The sequence below is a fragment of the Brenneria izadpanahii genome (assembly GCF_017569925.1).
GTDB classification, from domain to species: domain Bacteria; phylum Pseudomonadota; class Gammaproteobacteria; order Enterobacterales; family Enterobacteriaceae; genus Brenneria; species Brenneria izadpanahii.
On record NZ_CP050854.1, the window covers coordinates 580,193 to 606,229 of the forward strand.

The 26,037-nt window shown below is 63.3% G+C and carries 7 protein-coding genes and 2 pseudogenes; all 9 read right to left on the bottom strand.

The annotated features are described in order from the left end of the window. Positions 1 to 63: 63 nt before the first annotated feature. Positions 64 to 1,134, bottom strand: a pseudogene (locus HC231_RS24285) (Gfo/Idh/MocA family oxidoreductase); the annotation flags it as partial. Continuing rightward, complete coding sequence (locus HC231_RS02725) at positions 1,131 to 10,856, bottom strand: polyketide synthase (RefSeq protein WP_208229610.1); 9,726 nt, start codon at positions 10,854 to 10,856, stop codon at positions 1,131 to 1,133. The pseudogene HC231_RS24285 and the gene HC231_RS02725, both read right to left, overlap by 4 nt. After that, positions 10,853 to 14,026, bottom strand: a complete 3,174-nt coding sequence (locus HC231_RS02730; RefSeq protein ID WP_208229611.1) for a condensation domain-containing protein — start codon at positions 14,024 to 14,026, stop codon at positions 10,853 to 10,855. Before HC231_RS02730 ends, HC231_RS02725 begins: the two co-directional genes overlap by 4 nt. Positions 14,027 to 14,059: 33 nt before the next feature. Continuing rightward, positions 14,060 to 17,112: pseudogene (locus HC231_RS02735) on the bottom strand (non-ribosomal peptide synthetase); the annotation flags it as partial. Between the two features lie 88 nt (positions 17,113 to 17,200). After that, the gene (locus HC231_RS02740) at positions 17,201 to 18,715 is read right to left on the bottom strand and encodes a TolC family outer membrane protein (RefSeq protein ID WP_208229612.1); all 1,515 of its coding nucleotides are present in this window, start codon (positions 18,713 to 18,715) and stop codon (positions 17,201 to 17,203) included. Next, the gene (locus HC231_RS02745) at positions 18,716 to 20,077 is read right to left on the bottom strand and encodes an HlyD family type I secretion periplasmic adaptor subunit (RefSeq protein ID WP_208229613.1); all 1,362 of its coding nucleotides are present in this window, start codon (positions 20,075 to 20,077) and stop codon (positions 18,716 to 18,718) included. Continuing rightward, on the bottom strand, positions 20,074 to 21,900 hold the full coding sequence (locus HC231_RS02750) for a type I secretion system permease/ATPase (protein WP_246494672.1): 1,827 nt from the start codon (positions 21,898 to 21,900) through the stop codon (positions 20,074 to 20,076). The genes HC231_RS02745 and HC231_RS02750 overlap by 4 nt, the downstream gene beginning before the upstream one ends. Positions 21,901 to 22,277: 377 nt before the next feature. Beyond that, on the bottom strand, positions 22,278 to 22,925 hold the full coding sequence (locus HC231_RS02755; RefSeq protein ID WP_208229614.1) for a hypothetical protein: 648 nt from the start codon (positions 22,923 to 22,925) through the stop codon (positions 22,278 to 22,280). Positions 22,926 to 23,005: 80 nt separating this feature from the next. Continuing rightward, positions 23,006 to 25,867: a TonB-dependent receptor domain-containing protein gene (locus HC231_RS02760; RefSeq protein ID WP_208229615.1), complete on the bottom strand. Its 2,862-nt coding sequence runs from the start codon at positions 25,865 to 25,867 to the stop codon at positions 23,006 to 23,008. Positions 25,868 to 26,037: the final 170 nt, after the last annotated feature.

Genomic DNA, 26,037 nt, shown 5'->3' on the forward strand with positions numbered 1-26,037 from the left:
GTACGCCCCCGGATCCTCCTGACCTGGCGCGGTAGCGATCAGGTCATCCCTGGTGATCGCTCTCGGCGGCGGAAGACGGCGCTCCACGACGGGTGGCGCGATGCGCAGGATGTCGAGCCACAAGCGGGCCAGCGCCAACTGGTATGCCGGACCGAACCCCACGGGCGCGTTTGCCCCATCCAATACCCGGCACAGCGTGCGCAGGACATGTGTGATGCCATCCGCGCCGTCGATTTCAAAGGCATCCCTCCACGTTCCGGGGGCCTCATGCAGGATCATGGACGTCGGTTGCGCATAGGCGCCGACCTCGTTGGCATAGCGGTACATCGTGCGCTCCCGGCTACCGTGTTCCGGGTCATGGAAGGTTCCCGTCCATAGCACCGGGCCATAGCTGGCCTCCAGCGTTAGGTATCCCGAAGGCCAAATCAGACTGGCCTGATGCATTACCAGGCTGAACATGTCGGGGTCGGACGGGTTCAGGTAGGCTTGCAAACGCAATAAGGCCTGGCATTCTCCCGGCAATGTAAGCCTCAGAGGCACGAAGCTATCATCCGAACCGTCCAGCACCTCGGTTCGCACCTCGCTGCCATTGGCCGCACCGCAGACCTGCAGCAGCAGATCCAGCGTTGAGTACAGCAACTGGCGGCTGGTCGTCAGCTGTGCCGAGCCAGGCATCTGGCCGCCCAGCAGACTGCGGATGCGTGATGCCCGCTCTACCCAGCAGCGACCGGCGGGGACATGGGGATAGAAGCTGTTGATCCAATACGTCAGGCCGCGCTCCCTGGCGAGCGACTGTAGCCTGACCACATCGTCCGGATGCAGGGGATGTTCCTGCAGAACATGAATGCCCCGGCTCAGTAGATCGGCCGCAAGTTGACTGCCTTCGCCCTGGGCCACGGTTGAGCGGACCACCACGCAGGCAATGTCGATGTCATCGGGTATCTGCTCCAGACTGGTGTAGAGGGGAATGCCGAAATCGTGCGCCAGTTGCTGCGCCCGGCGGCTGCCGCGTGCCAGCAAGCCCGCCAACACAAGGCCCGCCTGGGGGCGCAGAAAGGCATTGAGGTACATCTCGCCGAATTTCGCGCCGGCGATCAGCACGCGGCGGTTCTTCTTAATGGATGTCCGGGTCATAGGTTTTGCTCCTGGCAGGAAGTCTGCGCCAGCCATTGTCCTGCCAGGGACGCGATGTGGGCGGCGATCCCTGCGTCCTCCATGAGTTGCCAGTGCGTGGCAGATACCACATGGCTTTGCGCCTGTGCTTTCCATTCCGCCCATTCGCATACTGCGGGCGTCCAGTGCTCAGGATGCCGATCCGCTTCGATCCACAGAACCGGGGCAGGAATGCATGGGCCGATCCGATGCCTCGATAGCAGATCCAGCAACTGGTAAATGCGCGTCAGCCACTGGCGGGCCACATCGGTTGGCAGCAACTGTTCGATGACGCCAGCGGCCACGGCACTGGCCATGAAAGTCTTGATGCGGGCCGCTTCGTCCCGCGCATCCCAATCGACCGGCAGTACAATCTTGTGCTCCGTGGCTAACCGTCGCATGAGGGCTGAAAGATCCTCAACGGCGAAATCGGCGCCATAGACCGGGTCGATCAGCACCAGGCGCACGGCCTTCCCGCGATCCTGCAGTATGCGCGCCACCTCGGCGGCGACCGTGGCGCCGTAGGACCAGCCGATCAGCGTGTATGGCTCATCCCCGAGTTGCGGTTTCATCGCCCGCAGATAATTTTGCGCAAGCTCCAACAGGCTGTTCTCCGCGATCTGCTCCGGCGCCTGCAAGCCCCATACCTGTTCAGTCAGCGCCTGGGCAAACGTCCGATACGACGCCACGCCGCCATCCGAGGCATGGAACACGAACAGGCGCTCGCCCGATGTTCCCTGGGTCAATGGCACGAGTACATTCTTCATTATTTCCTTGCTCCTGGTTTCTTTAAGGGTCGCGCAGAAGCCCGCCAGCGTCGGATAGGCGAACAGCGCCTGCAGGCTGGCTCCGGCGATGCCGATGCGATTGATCTGCGCGATGACGCGGGTGGCGATCAGGCTGTCGCCGCCGCTCTGGAAGAAGTCGCTGCCCGGCTGCACCGGCCTGCCGAGGAAGGATTGCCATACTTGCGCCACACTGTTCAGTAAGGCATCGGACGGGGGCTCGGCGCTATCGGCGCCCATTGCGGTTGCCGCGTCTTCGGATGCTTGCGCCGCGGCTGCGGCTGGTTCGTCCGGTACGCGGCCAGCGCCAGCCTCATCGGCCATGAACAGGTCTAACGGCTCACTCTGCTGTACCGTTACGGCCAAGGGCATCTCGCCAAAATGGCGGACCAGCGCGTTTTCCAATGCCGCGCGGTCGAGATGCGCGGCCCGCGCCAGCCGGGCCACGATCACATGCTGATGGATGGGAGAAACCTCAGGCTCCGGCCAAGCCAGTTCGGGAGAGAAACCCGCTTCCAGCAAGGCCGCGCGCCACTGGGCGAGATCCAGCATAGCCCTGTCGTCGATGACGCGCTGATCCTGATAGTTGCCCAGGCCTTCGATGAAGCCCACGCTGGCCATCTGCAGCAGGCTGTCGCGGTGCGTGGCCTCGATCAGCAACAGCCGTGCGCCGGGCTTCATCAGACTGCCGATACGGCGCAGCGATCGCACGACATGGCTGGCATCGTGCATCACTTGGGCGGCGACCACCAGGTCATAGCCTTCGGCGGGGTGCATCGAGTAGTCCACCGTCCGGTTGATGTCGAATAACCCGTAAGCCATGTCATCGCGTTCGGCGAAGCGCTTGCGTGCTTCGTCCAGGAAGAAGGTTGACACATCGGTGAAGTGATACGATCGCAGTTGCTCGCCAAGCGCCTCCAGTACGGCGCCGGTGGTGGCGCCCGTTCCCGCGCCGACCTCCATGACGCGCAAATTGCCATCGGCCCCCGCATGCCGCGCCAGTGTGCGTACGACTCGTTCCACATTACGCGCCACGCATTGCGCAGCCGGGTTCTCCGCATACAAGGCACGGGTGATCGCGTAGTCGTCCGCAAAGAACAGTTCCAGGGCCGAACATGTGCCCTGCAGTAATTCCGCATGCCGTTCGATGCTGCGGTCAAGATAGGCGGTCAATACATCGCCCCAAGGGGGCGAGGGTACGGCCGGGGGCGCTGGTACCTGCTCCAGCGAGCGCTGGCATACAAAGGCCTGACCGTCCTGCGCCAGCCATCCGGCGTGTGACAGGGCCCGTAGCCATTGGCGCACGATTCGCTCGAATTGAGGCATCACTTTCAGCCGCCGGTAAATTTCGTCCAGCCCAGCAGTCTGGCCCGGCCGGGCAAACAGGCCATGTCCAAGCAGGGTCATGGCGATACCATGGAGCGCACGGGTTTCCAGTGCGTTCCATACCGCGTCGAAGCGGGCCTGCTCGGTGGTATCCAGCCCTACCAGTGCGGCCGAGCCATCCGGAGACAAGGAGGGGAGGCCGGCGGGATCATAGGCGTGTTCCGCCGCCACAACCTTCACCTGCAGGCCTCCCGTCCGGGCATCGCCACGCGCATCGGCCAGCAGCACGCCGCCCTGTTGGCGAACGGCATCCTCTAACTCGCGCAGGTCAATCGTCATGCCGGCGATGGCGGCAGGCCACCCTCGGCGCTCGAAACGCTGAGGGTCGCGCTGCGTTTCAGACTGCGTCCACAGTCCTGGCTGTTTCATCAACGCCGGGTGCATCGCCATGGTTCTCAGAACGTCGCCGAAGTCTTCGAACATGGTCTGCGCCGCGCCATCGGCCAGCACCTCGTCCATGCAGTACCAACTGAATACCAGCTCACCGTCGATCTCCATGACCTGGTGGTCCAACCAAACCTGCGGCGTCTGCGTGAACACATGCACCGGATCGCCCAGCAGGCTGGTCATCGCCTGGTCGATCGCCAGACCATCCAAGGTCATGCCCAACATGCTGGTGAACACCACCGGCATCAGCGGTTGGCGTGACTGGCCACGGATACGGCCGACCTCGCGCAGCAACTCCACCCCGTTGACCTGACTGTGCGCCAGATGCTGACGCAGTCGCTGCTGCGTCTGCTCGATCGACTGGCGCAGGCTGACCGATGAATCACCCAGGTTGAAATCGACCAGCAACACCGAAGTGAAGTCGCCGATCAACCGAGGCATCTGTGGATGTACCGGACGCCGGTTGAAGAACGTTAGATTCAGCGTAAAAGCCGGCCAGCGCGCCCAACGCTCCAGCGTCCAGGCAAACAGCGTCATCAGCGCGGCCGAGGGCGTCACGCCCCATGACTGCCATTCCCGCTTTAATCTCTCCCAGTTTTGGCGATCCAGCACTGCCTGATAGGTCGTGAAGTGTGGTTGGCCGCCGGCCTGCTGTCGTCCGGACAAGGGTAGTCTGGGCGCGGGCGGCAGATCCGTCAGCAGTGCCTGCCAATAGCACCAGGATTTCAGCCATGCCGGCTCCTGACGGCGGGCCTGTTCGTCGAGAACATAATCGCGGAACGTGATCTGCAACGGCTCCAGGCTTTCGCCCCGATAGCAGGCGGCAAGGTCATCCATCATGACCTTGAAGCTCTGGACATCGAACAGCAGCAGATCCAGGTTCATGTGCAGCCGGTAGCGCTCGCCATCGAGTTCGCTGGCGATCAGTTCGAACAACGGCCAGCGCTCTGCCGGCAACACGCGATAGGATAGCTTGCTTCGGGTTTCGTCCAGCGCCTGCTCGCGCCCGGCGGATGACAAGCGCGACAAATCGCGCCGCTCGATCCGGTAGTCCGGCACCTCCGCCAGAATGCGTTGCCGGCCGTCCTCATCAATAACCATGCGCAGCATGTCGTGCCGGCGCACCAGGGTATTCCAGGCCTGTTCGAGGCGTATCAGATCGAACCGGTCATGTCGCAAATCCCATTCGAATAGCACATGGCAAGCCACGCCGCCAAAGTCGATCAGGCTCGTACGGCCCATCCAGTAGGCGTGTTGGATCGGGGTCAGCGGAAATGGCTGGAAGCGTCCCTGCATATCGTGCTGCAACACGACTGATGGCGGCGCTGCCTCCGGGGTCTGGAGCGCCTGCCCGGCGATGAGGCGGCTCAGCCCATCGATGGTTAGGTCGCGATAGGCCTGTTCCGCGTCGATGCGAACGCCGAGGCGACGCTGGATCGTGCTGCTCAATTCCAGGAACAACAGCGAATCCAGGCCCAGTTGCACCAGGTCACGTCTGGGGGACAGGCGGCCCGGCTCATCCAGCCTCAGTTGCGTGGCGATCTGCCCGGCCAGCCACTGCGCCACGATGCCGGCATCGGCCAGCTTGGCAGGCGGTAAGTCCGCCGCTGGCGTGTGTTGCGGCGCTGCGCCCGCCGGAGTATCGCCTGGCGTCATGGCGGCGGACTGCGGGAATTCCAACTGCTTCAACCCCAGCAACTGGCTGCGGGCATCGTCCAGGCGCTCGGGCCGCACCCGCATCGCCAGGCGATAGGGCGCCGCGCGCGATAGAGCCTGTTCCAGATGCCATAATCCTTCGGCATCACTCAGCAGGCCCATGCCGTCCTCGGCAAGTCGCTCCTGCAGGCCGGCATCCGCCGCCCGACCCGTTTCACCCCAAGCCCCCCAGGCCAGGGATACCACCATCACGCGATTTTCGTCGCCTTTGGCCGCTTCAGCATAGGCCAGACCGTCCAGGTAGGCGCTCGCCAGCGCATGGGCGGCCTGGCCTGCGCTACCAAGGGCGGCGGCCGCGGAGGAATAGAGCAGCAGGAAGGACTGCCGGCCTGCTTCGACCAGCCTCTCGTGGATCTGTCGGGCAGCGTGCGCCTTGGCGGCCAGTACCGGCGCCAGGCGCTGGTTGTCCAGTGCTGCGATCGGGCTGTCGTCCAGCACGCCTGAGGCGTGGATGACCCCGACAATGCCGACGTCGCCCTGCAATTCGTCCAACGTCGCGCCGAGCGCCGCCGGATCAGCGACGTTGCAGACGATAGACCTCACCGTGCAGCCATGGCGCCGCTGTAGTCCGGCCGCGAATTCGGCGGCATCCGGATGCTCATGGCGCACCAGCAGCGCAATTCGGCGTGCGCCGCGGCTGGCCAGCCATCGCGTACTCAATCTGCCAAGACCGCCGAGGCCGCCCGTCACGACATACCAGCCGTCGCCCGGCAGGCTGTGCGCGGTCAGGGCCGGGGCCGCATATTGCTGCGGCGCCAAGCGGGGAGCCCAGACTTGTCCGCTTCGGACGGCGACCCAGTGAGGTTCTTCGCTCACCGCCTGTAGCCCGGCGGCCAAATCCCGCCAATCCGCGTCGGCGGCAAGATCCACTACGGCGATGGCGCGGCCCGCGCGTTGCGCGGTAAACTCGGCCGCCGCTGCGCGCGCCAGGCCCCAGAGCGCGTGGTGAACGCTGTTGACGGCATCCTCTTGCGTCACCGCCCAGGCGGCGCGGGTCACCACCACGATGCGGCCGCGATCGGCTTTTACGACCGCATCCAGCAAGATCCCCGCCACGGCTTCCAGGGATGCGGCGGGATCCGGGATTACCAGCGCATCCCTGGCATCCGGATCCAGATGCATGTCCGCGGTCGCCAGCGCCGTTGTCAGTCCTTCCGTCGCGTCGCCATACAGACAGAATCGGCCGCTGGCCGTTCTGGACCGCGCCGGCGCGGTGCCGATGCGTTCCCATGACCAGTCGTAGTGTGTTTCGGGAGCCGCCGCAAGCTCGGGCAAATCGCTATCCGGAGCCGATGGCGAGGTACTGAGGCGACGCCATACGCCCTCAGGGTCGCAGGCATGCAATTCGACCCATACCGGGCCGAGGGGCCTGGATTTCCATTGCAGGCGCACCAGGTTCAGCCAGTCCGGTGCATGTGCGGGCACGTCCGGCAGCGATATCGCGTGGCCGCCGCCATGGCGATGCGCCATTTCCGCGCACGCCTCTTCGACGCGAGCCTGCCATTCGGCGTCCAGTCCGGCGCAGTCAGACCAGTCCGCCAGATAGCCACCTTCGTTGGTCAACGTCTGTCCCAGCGGGCCGTGGCCCAGCCGCACGGTTGCAGTGTCTGTTATCCCCGCGCCCGGGGCCGTCGCCAGCACGATATGCTCGCTCATATCCGAGGTGGCCGTACCCTCTTCCGGCAGCCATTCGGTCTGTGCGAATCCAGCGGCCAGACACTGCCGGCGCCAGTGCGACGTCGTTAGAAACAATTCGCCGCCCCGCGCCTCTTCGTCGTGTAGAGGCAGCACCAGCGGCCCGAACACGAAATCGAACAGGCGCATGGGCCGGGTGATCTCGCGCATCAGCAGCTTGCCGCCTGGCTTGAGCAAAGGCCGCAGGTTTGCCAGCGTCTTGCCCACATGCTGCGTGGCATGGATGACATTGGCCGCGACTATCAAGTCGTAGCCGCCCTCGGCAAAGCCTTGGAGTCCGGCGCTTTTCTGTAGGTCGAACTCACGATACTCAATGAAATCGTAGTTGGCGAACTTCTGCTCGGCTCGCCGCGTGAAAATCGGCGAAATGTCGGTGAACACGTAGCGCACATTCGGCTGACTGGACAGCACCGGTAGCACCCAGGCGGTGGTGCCGCCGGTGCCGCCTCCCACCTCAAGTACCCTAAATACCGGTTGCGGCGCCCCACGATTGTTTCTGTCGCGCACCAGGTCGGTCACGACTCCCGCGGCGATCTGGTTGAAGTAGCGTCCGAAGCTGAAGTCCTGGTACAGCACTTCCACACCACTGGACGCGCCTTCCGGGAAAATCACCGCTACCGGTTCGAGCTCGCCGCTCATCATCGCGTACAAACTGTCGCCCGCGCGCTGTACCGTCTCTGCGATTACGTCCAGACCTTCGCAGTATCCTTGCAATTCGGCGAGCAAATCGTCCTGCTCATCATGGGGCGCGGGATTGCGGGTCGCATAGCCGCCGTCCGTCACCTGCAGATAGCCATCCTCGACGCAGGCCTTGAGCAGCCGTACCAGCAACTGCCGGTGGCGCGGCAGCAATCGGCCATCGCGCAGGATGTCCAATGCCGTCGCCCCGTGGTCGATGCGATCGCCCACGCAACGCCGCACCAGGCGATCCACGTAGATGGCATGCAGTTTGGTGACGCAGGTATAGAGGGCTTGCAAACGCGGCAGGTCCAGTTCACGCGCCTCCCGAACCACCACACTGCGCGCTGTCGGCAGGTTCGCCGCCATTGGCGCCAGCCTGTCCACTACCGCCGCCGGCGTCTCGCGCCAGTACCGCTGCCGCTCGAAGGGGTACGGCGGCGCATGGCATTTACGGCCCGATCCGGACAGCAGGGACGACCACGGCAGATCGGTGCCTGCGGCAAAGAGCTGCATCAGCGCATGCCGCAGTTGGCTATCGGCAAGCTGGTGGCGCTTGGCGCTGGCGATCCAGCGAGCCGCGTCTCCCAATTCCCGCTGCCCGATGCCTGCCAATGGCGCATCCGGCCCCACCTCCAGGAATAGGCCCGCGCCGTTGTCGATGGCCTTGCGCAGGCACTGGATAAAGCGCACCGGGCTGCGCATATGGCGTCGCCAGAAATCCCGGGCATTCAACTGCCCGGCATCCACCCTCTCGCCAGTCAGCCCGGAAATGAACGGCAACGCGCCGTCCCGCGCGCGCAGCCCGGCCGTTGCCTGCTGGAATTCGTCGAGGATAGGGTCCAGCATCCGCGAATGGGCCGCCCCCGTCACGGCCAGCGGGTTGCTGCGTATGCCTATCGCCTCCAGTTCAGCCGCCATGCGCGCCACCGTGTCGCGCTCACCGGAAAAGACCAGATGACGCTCGCCGTTGTACGCGGCCAGGTCGAGCCCCAGCCGCAAAGCCACTGGCATCGCCTCGGTTTCGCCGGCGAAGACCGACAGCATGGCGCCGCCGCTGCAGCGATCCATCAGAGCACCGCGCAACCGCACCAGCGGCATGACCTGTTCATGGGTGTAATGCCCGGCCACTACGGCCGCTGCAAATTCGCCCACCGAATGCCCCAGAACCATATCCGGCGCCAGGCCCAGCGATTGCCAATGCGCGGCCATCGCCAGCTCAAAGGCAACGATGGCGGGCTGCGCATACTCCATGCGCTGGAATAGGACATGCTCGGGCTCCATCAGGGCCTTGTGCAATGCCGCGCGGAAGCCTCGATCGCTGGCCGTATCGAACACGGCCAGGCAACGCTCCAGACACTGGGCGAAGGCGGGGGAGTGGGCGCTCCCTGTTTGGGCCATGCCCGGCCATTGCGAACCCTGGCCGGTAAACAGCCAGACCCGTTTGCCTGGCGCGTCATGACCCGACTGGATCAGGATGTCGTCCTCGCCATCGGCAAAGGCGGCCAGGGCATCCGCCGTTTCATCGCACACCGGTACCGCCAAGCGCCGCGGCAGATCGAGCAAGCGTCCATGCATCGCCGTATAAGCCACATCGGCGGCAGGCAGAACTTGCAAAGCCTGCGCATAGGCGCCCGCCAGGCGCCGTAGCGCGCCTTCGCTGTTGGCGCTGAGTAGAAGCACATTCTCTGTCGAGGCGGAGTTTGCTTCTTCGGCTCCGGCCTGCCGCTGTAGCGCCTGCGGCAGAGAAGCCACCACCATGTGGCAGTTGGTGCCGCCGATACCAAAAGACGACACGCCCGCTACGCGCATTGGCGCTTCCCATTGCTGCGCGTCGGTCGGCACATGGAAAGGGCCATCCTCCAGACGCAGCGCCGGGTTGGCCTGGCTGAAATTCACATTGGGCGGGATCGTGCCGCGCTCCACCGCCAACACCGCCTTGAGGAAGCTGGCAATGCCGGCGGCGGTATCCAGGTGGCCCATATTGCTCTTGACCGATCCCAGCGCGCAGGCCGGTCCCTGGTCAGGCGAGTGGAATAGCGTATGCAGCGCCTGCAACTCGATCGAGTCACCCAGCGGCGTGGCCGTGCCGTGCGCCTCGATCATGCCGATCTGCCGGCTTTGCACCCCGGCCAGGCTCCAGGCATCGGCGATCACCTCGCGTTGCCCGGCCACCGAGGGAGCGGTGTAGCCCACTTTCTGACTGCCGTCGTTGTTGGTCGCGCTGCCCAGCACGACCGCCGCCACCGGATCGCCATCGCGCAAGGCATCCGCCAGACGTCGCAGCACAACCGCAGCCACGCCATTGCCGCTATACGTGCCCTGCGCCTGAGCATCGAACGGTCGGCAATGCCCGTCCGGTGAGAAGATCATGCCCTGTTGGTACAGATAGCCGCTCGCCTGCGGGAAGGACACGGCCACCCCGCCGGCAATCGCCATGTCGCACTCCCCGGAGCGCAGGCTTTCGCAGGCCATGTGGGTGGCCACCAGCGAACTTGAACATGCCGTCTGCACGGTCATGGCCGGGCCGCGCAGATCCAGCTTGTAGGCCACCCGCGTCGCCACATAGTCCTTGTCGTTGCCCATCAGCGATTGCAGGCTGCGCACATGCGCCACTTCGGCAAGGTTGATCGCCTCGCGGCCTGGATAGGTGCTGATCCGCCCCGCACTGAACACCCCGGTCTTGTGCGGCACGGCCCTGGGCGCATAGCCGGCATGCTCCAGCGCATGCCAGGCGATTTGCAGGAATAGGCGCTGCTGCGGATCGATCAGCTCGGCCTCCTGACGCGAATAGCCGAACAGCTCCGCATCGAAGGCATCGGCATCGGCCACCACCGTTCCCCTGTGGACGTAGGCTGGATCGTCGATGACGGTGGCGGGAATGCCGGCATCCAGCAACTCCTGGCGGGAAAATGGCCGGCAGCACTCCCGCCCGGCCACCAGGTTGGCCCAGTAGGCTTCGCTGTCCTCGGCTTCGGGAAAGCGGCTGGCATGGCCGATCACCGCGATCGGCTCGCAGTCCGGGTAGTAACGACTCAATAATTCTTCAATATTCACAATGTGCTCCCACGTCGGCGTTGCGCCCGTGTCTTGCGTTGCGCCAGCAGTTCGCGGCGCTCCTCGTTGATGCTGGCGGCGTTATCCGCCTCGCCCGACGCGTCGTGCAGGTGCGTCGCCAGGGCCAGCGGCGTGGCATGGGCGAACAGGTCCGTCACCAGTAGGCCGCTATGGCCGGTCTGCGTCAGGTGTACATGCAACTGAACCAACTTCAGGGATGTGGCTCCTGCATCGAAGAAGGATTGGCGCGGCTGGATCGGCCGTCCGACCACCCGTTCGAAATGGCGGCACAACGCCTGCACCAGCACGTCATCGGTACGCAGTGCCGCCGCTTTCGGTTGAACGGTTGTGGGCGGCATGGCGGTCGTCGCATCGTCGGCTTGCGGCGGCGATCGGCGCACGCCCTCCAGCCGCGGCACCAATGCATCCAGCGGCATACTCCAGGCTGCGTCGTCGGCCGCCAGCCGCCGCAGCAGGGCCACATAGCGGTCGAACATGGTCTGAATCTGCTGCCGCTCGAACAACGCCTGCACGTAGTCCCAGTTGAAACGCAACTCGCCCTCCGACTCATACACCTGATGGTCGAGCCAGATTTGCGGCGTCTGCGACAGCCCCCAGAGCGGCTTCATGCAAGAAGAATGAGCCAGAAAACGCTCCTGCTCGAAGCCCAGCGCGCTGGTGAAAACCACCGGCATGACCGCTGACGCCTGCCCGGCGCGCTGGGCTAGTTGCCGCATCACCTGGATGGCCGACACGTCTCGATGCAGCAGATCCTGGCGCAGGCGTTGCTGCAATTGTCTGGCGCTGCGGCGCCAGTCGCCAGCCGGTTGCCAAGCCAGCAACAGCAAGGTTGTAAAGTCCCCCAATACCTGTTCGATTTGGGGATGCAGGGGTTGGCGATCGAATAGCGTCAGGTTCAGACACAGATCGTCGCGCTCCGCCCAAGCCGACAACGTGGCGGCGTAGGCGGACAGCAACAACGCCGAAGGCGTTAGCCCCTCCGAGCGGGCGCGCGCCTTGAGCTCCCCCCACAGCGGTGCGGAAAGCTGAGCCGACAGCCGAGCGAAATGCGGCACGCCGACTTCGGCCGGATCGCAGCGCAGCGGCAGGCGAGGCGCCGGCGGCAGGTTGTCCAGGCGCCGTGCCCAATACGCCTGCGACACTGCGTTGACCTCGCGCAGATGCAGATGCTCCAGGTAGTCGCGAAAGCCAATTTCCAGTTCGGGTAAGTCCTGCTCCGGGTTACTGTAGAGCTGTTCCAGCTCCGCCAGCAGGATCTGCATGCTGAGCCCATCGAGCATCAGGTTGTCCAGGCACACGAACAGACGCGCCTCGGCGCCTTTGGTCACGTGCGCTTCCTGGATGTCGAACACCGGCCAGCTCGACGGATCCAGTACCTGCCGGGCCAGCCGTTCGCGCAGAGCCGCGGCCTGCTCGCCGTTCAGATCGGGAACCTGATGGCGCCTCAGCGTGAATCGCGGCGCCTCCGGCAGCACCTGCTGCATGCCGTTGCGCACCACCGTCCGCAACGAGTCGTGGCGCTGGACCAGCCGGTTCATCGCCCGCTCGAAGCGTGGCACATCCAGATCGGCGACCTCGAACTCAACAAAGAAATGCGAGCCGACTCCGCACAGCGCGAAGCCCGGCTGGCGGCCGACCAGGTAGGCCTGCTGGACGTCGGTGAGTGGGAAAGGCGCATATCGGGCGGCCGGATCGCGGCGCAGGCTGAATCCGCCTTGGGCATCGCTGCGGCGTACGGTTGCGGCAAACACCGCCAGCGCCGGAAAATCGAACAGATCACCCAGTCCGGCGCAATAGCCGCGTCGGCTCAATTCGCCGATCAGACGCGTTGCCAGCAGGCTGTCGCCGCCCATCCGGAAGAAATGGCTGTCCCGGTAAACGGTGTCCGTCTTCAGCAGATCGCGCCACAGCGCCGCCACGGTCCGTTCCGTATCGCTCTGTGGCAACTGGCGCTCAGCCCCCACCTCCGGCTGGCATCGGCTACAGCGCTGCGCCAGAGCGCGATGGTCCACCTTGCCATTAGCGGTCAGCGGTAAGGCATCCAGGAAGAACAGCCGTTGCGGCACCATGTAGCCCGGCAGTAGATTGCGCAAAGCGGCGGACAGCTTGCCTCTGTCGGGCAGCAGTACCTCGCGCGGCGCGCGCAGAACCAGCCATTGCACATTGCCTGTCAGACCACTGGCCTTGCCGTGTATGCCTTGCCGGCCCAGCAGCGTCTGCCACCCGTGCGTATCGTGCAGCCGCCGGGCCAGGCCGCCAGCGTTCCCATCGGCCAGCAGTTCGGCGGAGATCAGCGCCAGGCTGGAAGCCTCGCGCAGCTCATGAACGCATACCAGAGCCGAAGGCGCGGCCAGCGCCAGCGCCGCCTGTACGCCGGCATCGCCCAACCGGTGTAAAGCATTGTTAGCCCAGACCAGATCGGCCTGATGCCGCTCCTCATGCGATACCTCGGCATGCCAGCGCCGTGCGTCGGCATGCGCATGGCGCTGCAGGTTTTCCGAGGCGCGCAGCACCATCTCCGGCGATTCGTCCCACGCGGTGTATTCCACGTCCTCAGTATGCAAATGCTGGAGGAGTTGCGCCGCCGCCAGACCGCTGCGCGCGCCCACTTCATGCAACCGTACCGGGCGCCCCAGTATTTTTGCCAGCGCCCGTACCGTACCGGCCAGCGCCTCGATGGCCGTCTGCATACCCGGCGTGCGCAGCAACAATTGTTCCGGCGCCCAGAACGGGTGATTGAGCAGCGTTTGCACGGGCCGCTCGCCACGCAGGATCTGGGCGAGAGGCGCATGCTGCGCCGACAGCGCATTGGCCACCTCCCAGAGCGCGTGCCCGCCTGCCGGTTGCCAGGGCTGAGGCATTTCACCTGCCGGCGCATAGCGATTTTCGGTCCGGCATTGCAAAAAGCCTTCCGCGCACAGATGCTCCAGCCAGCGCGTCAGCAGCCCGGCCCATTGAGGCTGAGCGCCGTACTGGTCAAGCACGTCTTGAACCGTGGGCGACGTGCGCAAGTCCACGCCTTGCCGGGTCAGGTTTTCGTACAGAAAACCCGCCACCAGGCGCGCCATGCCGGCTTCATACTCCGGTTCGGTTCGCCCGGCTGACACGGCGTCACGCGGCGCCAGCCGCGCATAATCGACCGGCAACATCGGGTCTTCGGGTAGCGCGCGGAACAGCGCCGACCCTTGCGGCACGATGAAAGCCGCCAGCGATTTCTCCCGTTCCCCCACAGCCAGCGCCACCGCGTTCTTGACGCCCTCGACCTTCAGCAGCGCGGCTTCGATCTCGCCCAGCTCGATGCGATAACCGCCGACCTTGACCTGCTTGTCGCGCCGCCCGAGGAATTCCAGCCGGCCATCCGGCCAGTAGCAGCCCATGTCGCCGGTGCGGTACCAGCGCTCGCCACCCCACGTCACGAACTGCTGCGCGGTGCGCTCCGGATCGTTGAAATAGCCCAGCGCCACGCCTTCGCCGCCGATCCACAGTTCCCCCGGCACCCAGTCCGGGCAGTCGCGACCCCGCGCATCGGCCACCCGGTACTTCTGCCGGGCCAGCGGGTAGCCATAGGGAATGGATCGCCAGTCAGCCGGCACGTCATCCACCTCATAGACGTTGGACCAGATGGACGCCTCGGTTGCGCCGCCCATCGCCGCGAAGCGGCCATCCGGGCGGAAGGTACGGTAGCGCGCAGGCAGGTCCAGGCTGATCCAGTCGCCCGAAAGCATCGCCACCCGTAACCATGCCGGCGCCTTCAGCCCGAAGCCCTCGCTGTAGGTCAACAACATGTCCAGCAGCGCCGGAACCGTGTTCCAGATCGTCACGCCGTGGCGCTCAATGGCTTCGCACCAGGCAGCCGGATCGCGCCTCTGACCTTCATCCACCAGAACTAGCGCGCCGCCCGCCGATAACAGGCCAAAAATGTCATAAACCGACAGGTCGAAATGCAGCGCCGATAATGCCAGTACCCGATCGTTCGCCGTGACGGCATAGCGGCGATTCAGCGCCAGGCAGGTATTCAGCGCCCCCCGGTGGGAAATGATCACCCCCTTGGGCGTTCCGGTGGAACCGGAGGTGTAGATGATGTAGGCCGGTTTCCGGGCATCCACCGCGCGGGGGCGGGCAAAGGCGCGTGACCAAGAACATCCTGCCAGCATAGGAATGTCATACCGTCCGCCGAGCCTTCCGCCATATCGTCGCGGGCGCCTTTGCATACCAGCACCAGAACCGTGGCCGCCCCCTGGTAAATCGTCCCCCGACGCTCCCGTGGCTGATCCGGCGAAACCGGCACATATACCGCGCCTGCATACAAGGCGCCCAGTACCGCGATGATCTGGCCGATTCCTTTAGGCATGCTGATTGCCACGGTATCGCCGGGTTTTACGCCGTGGGCCGCCAGCGCACCCGCGCAACGCCGGGCCTGTTCGGCCAGTTCTCCATAGGTCAGACGGCGCTCGCCGTGCAGCAGCGCGACGGCCTCTGGACATTCTTGCGCCTTGCGAAAGAAGCCCTCGTGCAGCAAACCCTCCGGCGCCGGATCGCGGCCCGGCTCCTTAGGTTCGTTGATGTGCGCCCGCATTATCCGCTGATCTTCCGGCATCAGATCCGGTACGTCTTCATGCCAGGTCTGCGGCTGCTCAAGCAGACGCCGCACCAGGCCCACATAGGTCTGGAACATGGCATTGAGCAACCCCGGCGGGAACAGCGCTTCGTTGCTGTCCCATTGCAGAAACACCGAACCGGCATGCTCATAGGCCAGATGGTCGATCCAGACTTGCGGCGTCTGGGAAATGCCCCAGCCCGGCGCGCCCAGCGTGCGTTCCACATCCTGGCCGAACAGCGGACGCCCCAGGTTGCTGGTGAACACCACCGGTGCGCCATGCGGATAGGCTCCCGGCGTCTTGCGCAACTCGCGCAGCAGCTCCACGCCAGACCAGTGCCGGTGCTCGTAGGCATCGGTGAAGGTTTGCTGGTTGGCCTGCGCCAGTGCATCGAAGCACGCGCCTTCACCGGCGATGTCCAACAACAGGATATTGGTGAAGTCGGCAATCATGCCGTCCACTGCGGAGTGCAGCGGCTGGCGATCAAACAGCGTCAGGTTCATCAACAGCCGCGGCTGGCTGCACCAGCGCGCCAGTACCGCGCCAAAGCAGGTGACCAGCGCCATTGTCGGCGTTACGCCATATTCACCGGCGCAGGCTTTGAAACGCCTCCAATCTTCGGCCTGGATTTCCACCTGCCGGCGTGAGATACGCACCTGTTTGATCTGCTTCGGTTCGCAGGCCAGCGGCAGTTGCGGCGCCTCGGGCAGGCTGTCCAGCCGCGCTATCCAGAAGCGTTGCGCCTGCCGGCGGGCCGCTTCGTTTGCCTGGGTCGCCTGGGCCAGGTAGCTGCGGAAATCGTAGTCCACGCTCACCGGCGGTAGCCGCTCGCCGCGCACCAGCGCCGCCAATTCATCAAACACCAGGCTGAAGCTCGCGGCGTCCAGTACCAGCAGATCGATATCCGCATGCAGCCGGTGGCGGTCATTGGGCAGCAGGGTGAGCTGGAAATCGACGTTTTCGCCTTGTTCCACGGCCAATACCCGGTGGCCGTGGAGTTTGCGCATGGCCTGCAGGTGCGCCTCGCACTCGGCGGAGGAGGACGCCCGCAGATCATGCAGAGTCAGCCCGCGCCAGCGAGTGCCGGGCCGGCGCTGCTGGCGGCCATCGTTGAGGAAAGTCACCGTCAGCATCGGATGGCGTTCTATCAACGCGCCGATGGCCTGCTCCAAAGTATCGGCATCCAAACCCGCGCCGTCGAATTCCTGGTACAGGTGGCAACCCACGCCGCCCAACGTCTGATGCGGCGCACGACCCACCAGGTAGGCATGCTGTACGGGCGTCAGGGCGAACGGTTCGCCATCGGCCATGGTCGGCCACGCGGGGGAGGCGGCTTGCACCAACGTCGGCGTATTCGCCGGTGCGCTATGCGCACCGGCTGGGTGATCCCGCAACAGTTTGCTCCACCCTCTCAGGGTCGGCTGCTGGTACAAATCCCTCAATTTGATCTTGTGGCCGCGTTTGCGCAGGCGATGCATCCAGGCCATCAGCCGCATAGAGTCCATGCCCAGCTTCAGAAAGCTGGCATCTTCATCCAACTGCTGCGCCGGTATCCCGAGATCGGCAGCGACGCTTTCGCGCAGCGAGCCATCAACCCCATTCATTTTTTCTTCTCTGGTTCGAACTAAGTCCTTCATCAGAACCGGCTCCTTCGATCTATTGGCAAAAAAGCGGTGTCGCCGCGTATCTATCCCGAAAAAGAGGTAATGACGCGCCGGAACACCTCTAAAAAGGTGCCTGTGCAACCAACTGCCGATTCAACAACAGCACGTCGTCTTCAGAAAACCGGCCGGCGTAGAATTGCAGCTTCGCGTAGGCCTGAAACCACTCCACATAGGTTTGCAACAGCGCCTGCCGCGTCTGGTAAACCTGGCGCTCGGCGTGCAGCGCATCGGTGTTGGTGCGTTCGCCGCCGGCCACGCTTTTGCGCATGGCATCGACCAGGGCGTCGCCGTCAGCTACGTTTTGGCGTAGCGTTCGCACGCGGCCGGCGCTGGTGGCGAACACGCGGTAATGTTGTTCCAGCGTGGCGGCGGTGGTGGCGTTGATTCGTTCCAATTCGTAGCGCGCCTGATCACGCCGGTTGATGGCTTGGCGCGTGGCGTAATAGCTGGATCCGCCGCTGAACAGCGGGATCGACACCTGCACGCCGATGGTGTTGGTTTTGTAGTCGCGGCCCCGGTTGTTGACGGTGTCCGACACGATCCGCTCATGGGCGGCGTAGAGCGAGACACGAGGCATGAACTGGCCTTTCTCGCGCTCGATGGTCTGATCGTTGTAGCGCACCGCCAGACGTGCCGCCTGTACCTCCGGGTTCTCCAACAGGGCGTCCTGCTGCAAGGCGGTCAGAGCATTCTCCGGCATTGACGGCAGAACGGATTCCAGGTCGATGGCCAACAGCTCGTGCGCCAGCACCGGCTCGCCAAGAAGCGCCGATAGCTCGCCTAGCCTGTCGGCCTGGGCATTCTCGTATCCCACCAGCTCCGACTGGGTGGCGCCCATCTGCGCGCGCGCCTCCAGGACGTCGATTCGGGTGCCTTCGCCCTGAGCCATCATTCGTTCGTTGTCGCGCAGCATGTCCTGGTACACACGCAACTGGCGGCGGGCTAGAACCACGGCGTCGCGTGCCAGTAGCGCGTTCAGGTAGGCGTCGATCAGGGCCACCGCTTCTTGCTGGAATTGCAGCCGATACTGGACCTCGGCATATTCCGCCTGAGTCTTTCCCATGCGGTAGGTGCTGATGGCCGAATAGTCGAACAGCGTCTGCTCGATAGTCAGACCGGCGCGGTGGCCGTAGAAATTGTCTTTGACGCTCTGCGGCCCGGATGCCGTAGTGTCGTAATACTCGGTTTGGCTGGTGCGGTTGCGCAGGTAGTTGATCGATGCCTGCGGCAGCAGCGCGGCGCGGGCGATGTTGCCTGCATCCCGGCCGGCATCGCGGGCGGCGCGCGCGGCATGCATTTGCGGGTCGTTGAGCAGCATGCGCTCGTAGGCCCGAACCAGGTCGAGCGCCTGCGTCTGCCGCCGCGTATTCAGTTTGTGCGATGGCGGTGCCTGCAAATCAGGCAGCGGCAGCGCCCAGACCGGCGGCGTACCCTGCGTCAACCACAGTATCGCCGCCACGGAGATCGAAACAGGATGCGGTGTTTTGCCAAGTCTGCGTAACCCCGGCCACAAACGCAGTTGCAGGAATGCGCTGACCGGTTCAAACTTTCCCACTGCTTTGTTGCGCTGTCTCATTCACTCCTCCGTCAACGCCAGGCGGGTGCGGTCGCGCAGCGGCTTGAGCAGGTAATTCATCAGCGTGCGCTCGCCCGTCTTGACGAAGGCTGTCACCGGCATGCCCGGCTGTAGCTGCAGCCCAGGCAGCGCCTCACGGTTCTGCAGGTCGTCTACGCTGATTTCGACGTGGTAGTAGGGCGCGCCTTGCGGATCTTCCAGACGATCGGCGGAGACGGTCTTGACGGTGCCTGCCAGCTTGGGTGTGGAAGCGCGGTTGAAGGCGTCGAACGCCAATTCCACCGGCTGGCCGGTCTGCACTTTGTCCACTTCCTGAACCGGCAGCCTGCCTTCCACCATCAGCGGCTGGTCCAGCGGCACGATGTCCATCAGTTTGTCGCCGGCGCTAACCACGCCGCCCTGGGTGAACACCGCCAGGCCAGCGACGATGCCCTCGGTCGGCGCCAGTATCTGCATGTTCGCCACGTCGTACTGCGCACTGTCCAGGCGAGATCCCAGGTCCGCCGTACGGGTTCGGGTCTCGGCCAGCATGGTGCGCAGCTCCTTCTGATAGTCCTCGCGCTGCTGGATCAGCCGCAACTGGTATTCCCGCACCTGACCTTGCAACTGCGCCAGTCGGCCCTGGTCGTCGGCGACGGAACCAGCCAGTTGCAGGAACTGGCGTTCCGATTCCAGCAGGCGATTGCGCGCCAGCAGACCGTCATCGGCCAGCGTGCGCTGCCCGGCCAACTGCCGCTCGAAGGTCTCGCGCTGGTCACGGCGTGATTGCAGGATGCGCTGCAGGCTGTCGCGCTGCTCGCGCAGGCCGAGCAACGTCGCCTCCAGACCGTCCAGCGTGGCCTGTTGGGCGCTGCGTCGGCTGTCGAACAACTGTTGCTGCGCCTGGATGATCTCCTCGGCCAGCAGATTGCCCTCGCGTTCGGCCTGCAACAGTCGTTTATCGAAGCGGATGTTCGCTAGCCCGTCGCGCTCGGCCACCAGTCGGTTTTCCGTCGCCAGATTGCTCAGAAACTGGAAGCGCAGCGAATCGAACTGGTTGGCCGCCACGTTCGGCTCCAGCATCACCAGCACCTGGCCCTGCCGTACCGTATCGCCCTCGGCCACCAGGATGCGCTGCACTCTGCCGCCTACGATCGGCTGTACCGCCTTGCGGTTGCCGCTGACCACCACCTTGGCCTCCACCGGCACACCGGCATCCAGCGGCGCCAGCAACGCCCAACTGAGAAAACCGGCCACGCCCACCAACACGATCAGCCAGCCCAGGCGCACGAAGTGACTGTCGTCTACCGACAGCAAGTCGTCCTTGGCGTCGATCGGATCCGTATCCGGCGCCGCCGAGTGCATGCCCGGTTGCGCGCTCATGCCCCCTCCTTGCGCTGTGCGAAATTCATGGCTGTCCCGTAGGCGGGAAGCGGCATCACCCGGTTTGGCGGCTGAGGCAACGGAGAGGGGGGCTGGGCACTGCGTTGCATGCGCTGCATCACCTCGGCCAGCGGGCCGAAGTCGGCCTGCGCGCCGGCATGCAGCACCAGCAGCTTGTCGGCTCGCTTGAGGATGTTGGGCTTGTGGGTGATCAGCACCAGCGTGATGCCGGCCTGCTTGATACGGTTAATGGCCTGGGCCAGCATGGCGTCGCCGGCTTCGTCTAGGTTGGCGTTGGGTTCGTCCAACACCACCAGGCACGGCTCGCCGTACAGGGCGCGGGCCAGTCCTACGCGCTGGCGCTGACCACCGGAAAGCCCCAGACCGTTCTCGCCCAGTCGGGTCTGGTAGCCCTCGGGCAATTGCAGAACCAGCTCATGCACCCCAGCCATCTGCGCGGCGGCGATGACCTTCCGCTCGTCCATATCGCCGAAGCGGGCGATATTTTCGGTCACGGTGCCGGCGAACAGCTGCACATCCTGAGGCAGGTAGCCGATCAGCGCGCCCAGGGACTCCGGCCGCCACTGGTCCAGCGGCGCGCCGTCCAGCCGCACCTTGCCGCGCAGCGGCGGCCAGGCATTGACCAGACAGCGCGCCAGCGTGGTTTTGCCCGCGCCCGAAGGGCCGATCACCACCAGCGTCTCGCCCGGTTCCAGCCTGAAGTGGATGCCGTGCAGCACTGGCTGGGTCTGATTGGGCGGGGCGGCCAGCAATTGTTCCACCGCCAGCACGCCGGCAGGGCGGGGAAAGTCCATGCCCTTGATCAGCGGCGGGAAGTCGTTCAGCAATTGGCTCAGTCGTCGCTCGGCTTCCTTCACCTGAGTCCACTGGCGCGAGGCGCCGATGATCTGGTCGATGGGGGACAGCGCACGGCCCAGCAGGATGGAGCCGGCGATCATCATGCCTGCCGTCATCTCGTGCCGCAGCACCAGCCAGGCTCCAAGGCCCAAGGCCAGCGATTGCACCGCCATGCGTAGCGCCTTGTTCCAACCCTGGATCTTCGCCATGCGGGCGCTGGCCAGGTTCTGCTCGCGCACATAGCCCAGATGCTGCCCGGCCCAGCGGCGGCGCAGGTTGGCCAGCATGCCCATGCCGGCAATCGCCTCGGCGTTGCGCAGGTTGGCCCCGGCATCGCGGCGAGAAGCGATCGCCAGCTCGCCGGCCTTCTGCAGGTGGGGGCGGCTGACCCGTTCGTTGAGCCAACCCACCGCCATCAGCGCCATCGTGCCGCCCAGCGCGAACCAGCCCAGCAGCGGGTGAAAATAGAACATCACCAGCACGTACACCGGAAACCACGGCGCGTCGAAGAGCGCGAACAGCGAGTGTCCGGTGGCGAACTGGCGCAACTGCTGCAGGTCGTCCAACGGCTGAGCGGCATTGAGCTGGCCGGTTTTGAGGTTGGCGCTGAAGGCGGCGTCGAAGATGCGCGGCGCCAGCTTACGGTCGAAGCCCGTGCTCAGACGCAGAACCACCAGGGAACGCACCCACTCCAGCGCGCCCATAAAGGCGTACATGCCCAGCAGGATGACGGTCAGCATCAGCAACGTCATCTCGTTGCCGGAGGCGAGAACCCGGTCATAGACTTGCAGCATGTACAGGGCAGGCGCCAGCATCAGGATATTGATGACGCCCGAGAACACGCCGATATGCATGAAACTGCGTTTGTAGGTCAGCAGAGCACGAGCCAGTTCGCCATGCACACCCTCTGCCGACCGGGATTTGCCCGCCGTCATCGCGTCTCCTGCTTTTTGCGGAAAAAACATCCCCCTCCCCGCAATCGCAGGGAAAGCCGAAACCTGCGCGCAATTTGCTTTGCAGGTATTTCCGCAAACCGCTAAAATCGACGGCTTCCGGAAAACGGAGCCTGACCTAACAACGCCAGGCCCCGGTGCTGCCCGGTGAAATCGGCGATCCCTTCCGTCAAAAAAGTGCCGCCGCGCCGGTTACCAAACCTCTTACATTTCTGGAATGGCTGCTTACGCGGCCAGCAGGAGGTCGCTTTCGACTGCCGCCGCCGAAGCCAGCGCCTCGGTGATCACGCCGCCGGAGGCGTAGTCGCCAGCTTCGTCGTAGTAGGCGATCGAGACGCCGGTGTCAGCCAGAGCGGTGTCGATTTGCGCCCAGGTCGCCGTGTCGATGTCTACCCCAGAGATCCCAGATAATTGTCCAGTACGAACTCGAAGGCCGAAACGTCGGTGTTGTCGAACGCCAGACTATAGATCACGGCGGAATTCAACGTGGCCGAGTCGTACAGCGACGCATTCGCCAGGATGCCGCTGAATGTGGAGTTGCTCACGCTGATGGCGCTGTTGCCGTCGGCCACGCCAAAGACGCTGGACGCCACCGCATCCACCGCGATATCGAAGCCGCTGACCACCAACAAAGGCTCATAGGCATCGAACGTCGTCAGGGTGGATGCAGCCGGAGCTACGCCGGTATCGCTGGTCGGGTTGTAGCCCAGATACAGGTTGTCCAGGCTGCCGTTGGTCACGAACGAGTACGACCCGATGGCCGAGTTATAGGTTGTGTCCCATGAGAAGCCGGATTCGGAATACAATAGGTATTTACCGCCAAACGAAGTGTTGGAATCGATACCCTGGCCCGCGTACCAGTTGAAATCGTAGATTTCATAGGTCGGCGCGGCTGCCGATGGGTCGTAGATTCCGTTGCCGGTGTAGTAGTTGCCGTTTACTGCCAGAATGGAGCCGATATAGGCCGGGTTATGGGTGCCGATTCCGGTTTCGTCGTAGGCGTCCCGCCACGTGGTGATTTCAGATTGCAAAGACATAATGCCTTCTCCTGTTTCCTGTGGCCGGTCGCCGCTCCGGCCAGAATTGCTTCAGCCCCGATGGCTGAAGCGGCGCATGCTTAAAAGCGGTATTCCAGATTGGCCGTCAGAGTGCGGCCGGGATAGAAGTTGTAGCCCAGCGTAGTCGGCGTCGCCTCCATCTGGTCGGTTAGGTTGGTCAGATAGAGGCCGACCTTGAGCTGGTCGTTAAAACGGTAGTTGGCGAACAAATCCAGCTTGATCACCCTGGGCCAGAGATAGGCCTCTATCCAGCCATTTTCATTCGGCAGCGTGGCCGAAGAACTATTGCTGGGATGGCCGCTGCCAGAGCTTTGAACGCTATCGACGTAATAGTAGGCGGCGCGCTGTTTGCCGCGGAAATGCGCGGTGGCGCCCAGTTCCAGTTTGCCCTCATAGGGCGTCAGCGCGGCGGTCAGGCTGCCGCGGATCGGCTCGATCAGGCTGGTTTCCATCCAGTTCCAGCCGGAATAGCACAGGCGTTTGCCCTTGCCCATCGGGGTATAGACGGTGTTGCCATCAGTATCCGTGCTCCTGTAATAAGCTTGCCCGCTAGGCGACTGCCAACTGCACATCTTGTTGTCGTGGCGTAGCGGAATGGTCAAATTACCGCGCAGATAGAACAGCGGCTGGCGATAGGCCAGATTTAGCTCGAACCCCTGGCGAATCACAGTCTCCAGATTATTGACATTGGCGACGTAACTGTTGGCTACCTGCGTACCGCCCTGTTCGTTAAGCGGCTCACCACTTCTTACGATAGGGCCGTAGCCAATATAATTACGGATATGGTTGCGGTAGAAGCCGACGCCCACATCGATCTTATCTTCGCGCGCCAGCCAACCGGCACGCTGGTAATTCGCGCCCAGTTGCAGGGATATATTTTTTTCCGGTTCTAGGTCGGGGTTGGCGGTAAAGCCCTGTCTCATCCACACGCCGTTGATATACATTTCATTGCTGGTGGGCGCGCGCTCGCCGTAGCCGATGCTGGCGTAGGTGGTCAGACCGGAACCCGGCCGGGTATATTGCAGCCCGAAATTGGCCGACTTCAGGTTGTAGTTATGCTTCTGGTTGTCAGAAATATAGCGAGTGTCACCGCTATCATCATCGATATGAAAATCTTTGATATATTCCGATGCTGCAGCCAAAGCCATTTGCCGGGCCTCGCTGGACGAATACCCCTGGCTGCGATAAAGATTTCTAAGAGATCCGTAAGTTGGCAGTGTACCCGCCTTGGTGATATTCCCGGACTCGAACATCGGCGAATAGACGTCCATTGATACGCGCTGCCAGCCAACCCCAACGCTGGCCTGCCATGGGCCGCTGTCCTCGGTGCTTAATGCCAGCGCCAGCGCCAGGGTATCGTTGCGGGAATCCGGATCCCATACCAGCTCCTTATAATCGTACCCCTGGCTTTGCTGATGCTTTTGATACCACTGATCCTCGGTCAGACTGTCGACTTCTTTATCCGTGCGCCGTAATTCCAGCCCGGTATCCAGCCGCAGAGGACCTATCTTCGGTGCATCGAAATGACTGGCGTTGCTGATCTTCAATCCGTTCGATGCATTTTCGACGAAATAATGCATGGGTTCTCCCATGCCGTATGAACCTGGGACACCTGTCCAGCGCTGTTCTCGTTCCTGCTTTTCGTGATAAAACTGCATTTCCGGGTTGACCCAATCGGAAAAGGCCCCCTTGTATTTCAGACTGATCACCTGGTTGTCCAATTCCGCGCCGACAGACCAGATCTTCTTCCCCCAATAGGCATTTCCGCCATCCGTCGTCACCCATACCTCCGGCTCCTGATCGGTCTGGTATTTTGCATGGCCGGCGGTAGCGAACAGTTCCAGACTTTGGTTATAGGCGTCGTTGAAGTAGTGACGTATTCTCAGCATTTGGGAATCGCTTTTTTTCTCGGTACCGGTCAACGCGCCTGATTTGGCAGCCTGTTTCAGCCATTGCACTTGCTGCTTGTTAAACTGGCAATTGTGGAAGCCGTCCTGAAATCCTCCCGACATTCCCAGCACTCCCGAATAGCGGCAGTTGTTCGGTGATTGCTGTTGTGCTCCGTCGTTAAGCCAAAACCCAAAATTCTTGGCATGGGTATAGCGCAGCATATCCCCTTCATTGAAATGACTGCCGACGCTGTAGGCGTCGTTCTCACTGTCGGATGCGCCCAGCATAAAATCCCAGCGCTCGGTGCGGCTGGCCAGAAAAGCCGAACCCGAGGGTTTTTGTCCGTTAGCGTATTTGCTGAACCCGGTGGAGCCGCGAACCATTCCGCCAAAACTTCTGCCGGGGCTCAGGATGTCATCCACGTCCAGATAGCGGAAATCAACCGTTCCTCCCAGGCTCCCCAGCGCGCCGGTGCTGGTATTGACCCCCCGGGTTACGTCAATGGATTTCAAAAATTGGGGGTCAACGAAAATAGAGCCGGTTTGTCCGATATCTTTGGTAAAAGCGTGGAAATTCTGATTAATCCCTTCGAGCGACTGAGAAACGCGCCCATGCCCGGCAATGCCTTGCACGCCGACGGAGACGTCCGGCCGGGCATAAAGGCTGTTCACCGAGGTGCCCGATATCTGGTCGATCAGGTCGCTCATATGGCTGGCTTTGCGCCGCTCGACATCGTCCTTGCTGGCCCCGGCGGTATTACCGATCGTCTTCTTTTCTTCTTCGGCAATACCGATCACTTCTATTTCATCAAGAGCGTGTGCGGCGTCATCGGTCTGAGTAGCGGCGGAGGCGGCAGGGGTTTTTTTTTCTTCTTGTTCAGGAGAGAACGGGGATTGGGCTTGCTGGGCCAGCGTTTGCTGCCCGGTCAACGCCAATATGATGGCCAGCCATATCTGGCTGGGTCGCAAGCGTTCCCTGCCTAATCCGGCCGAGGTGTTTCCAGGTCGTTCTCGTCGGCTGGCAAGTGGCATGTCCTCATTCGCCCCAGCTCTGTTTTTTTTGAACGCCATCTAATTTTTCCCTGAATACGAATTAGAAATATAATGAGAGGCATTTACATTAATGAGCGAAATCTACCTCTCGCCTGTGACTGTGTAGGTCTGACCCGCAAGACTTGATCTGCGTCCCTGCGGTGATGCAA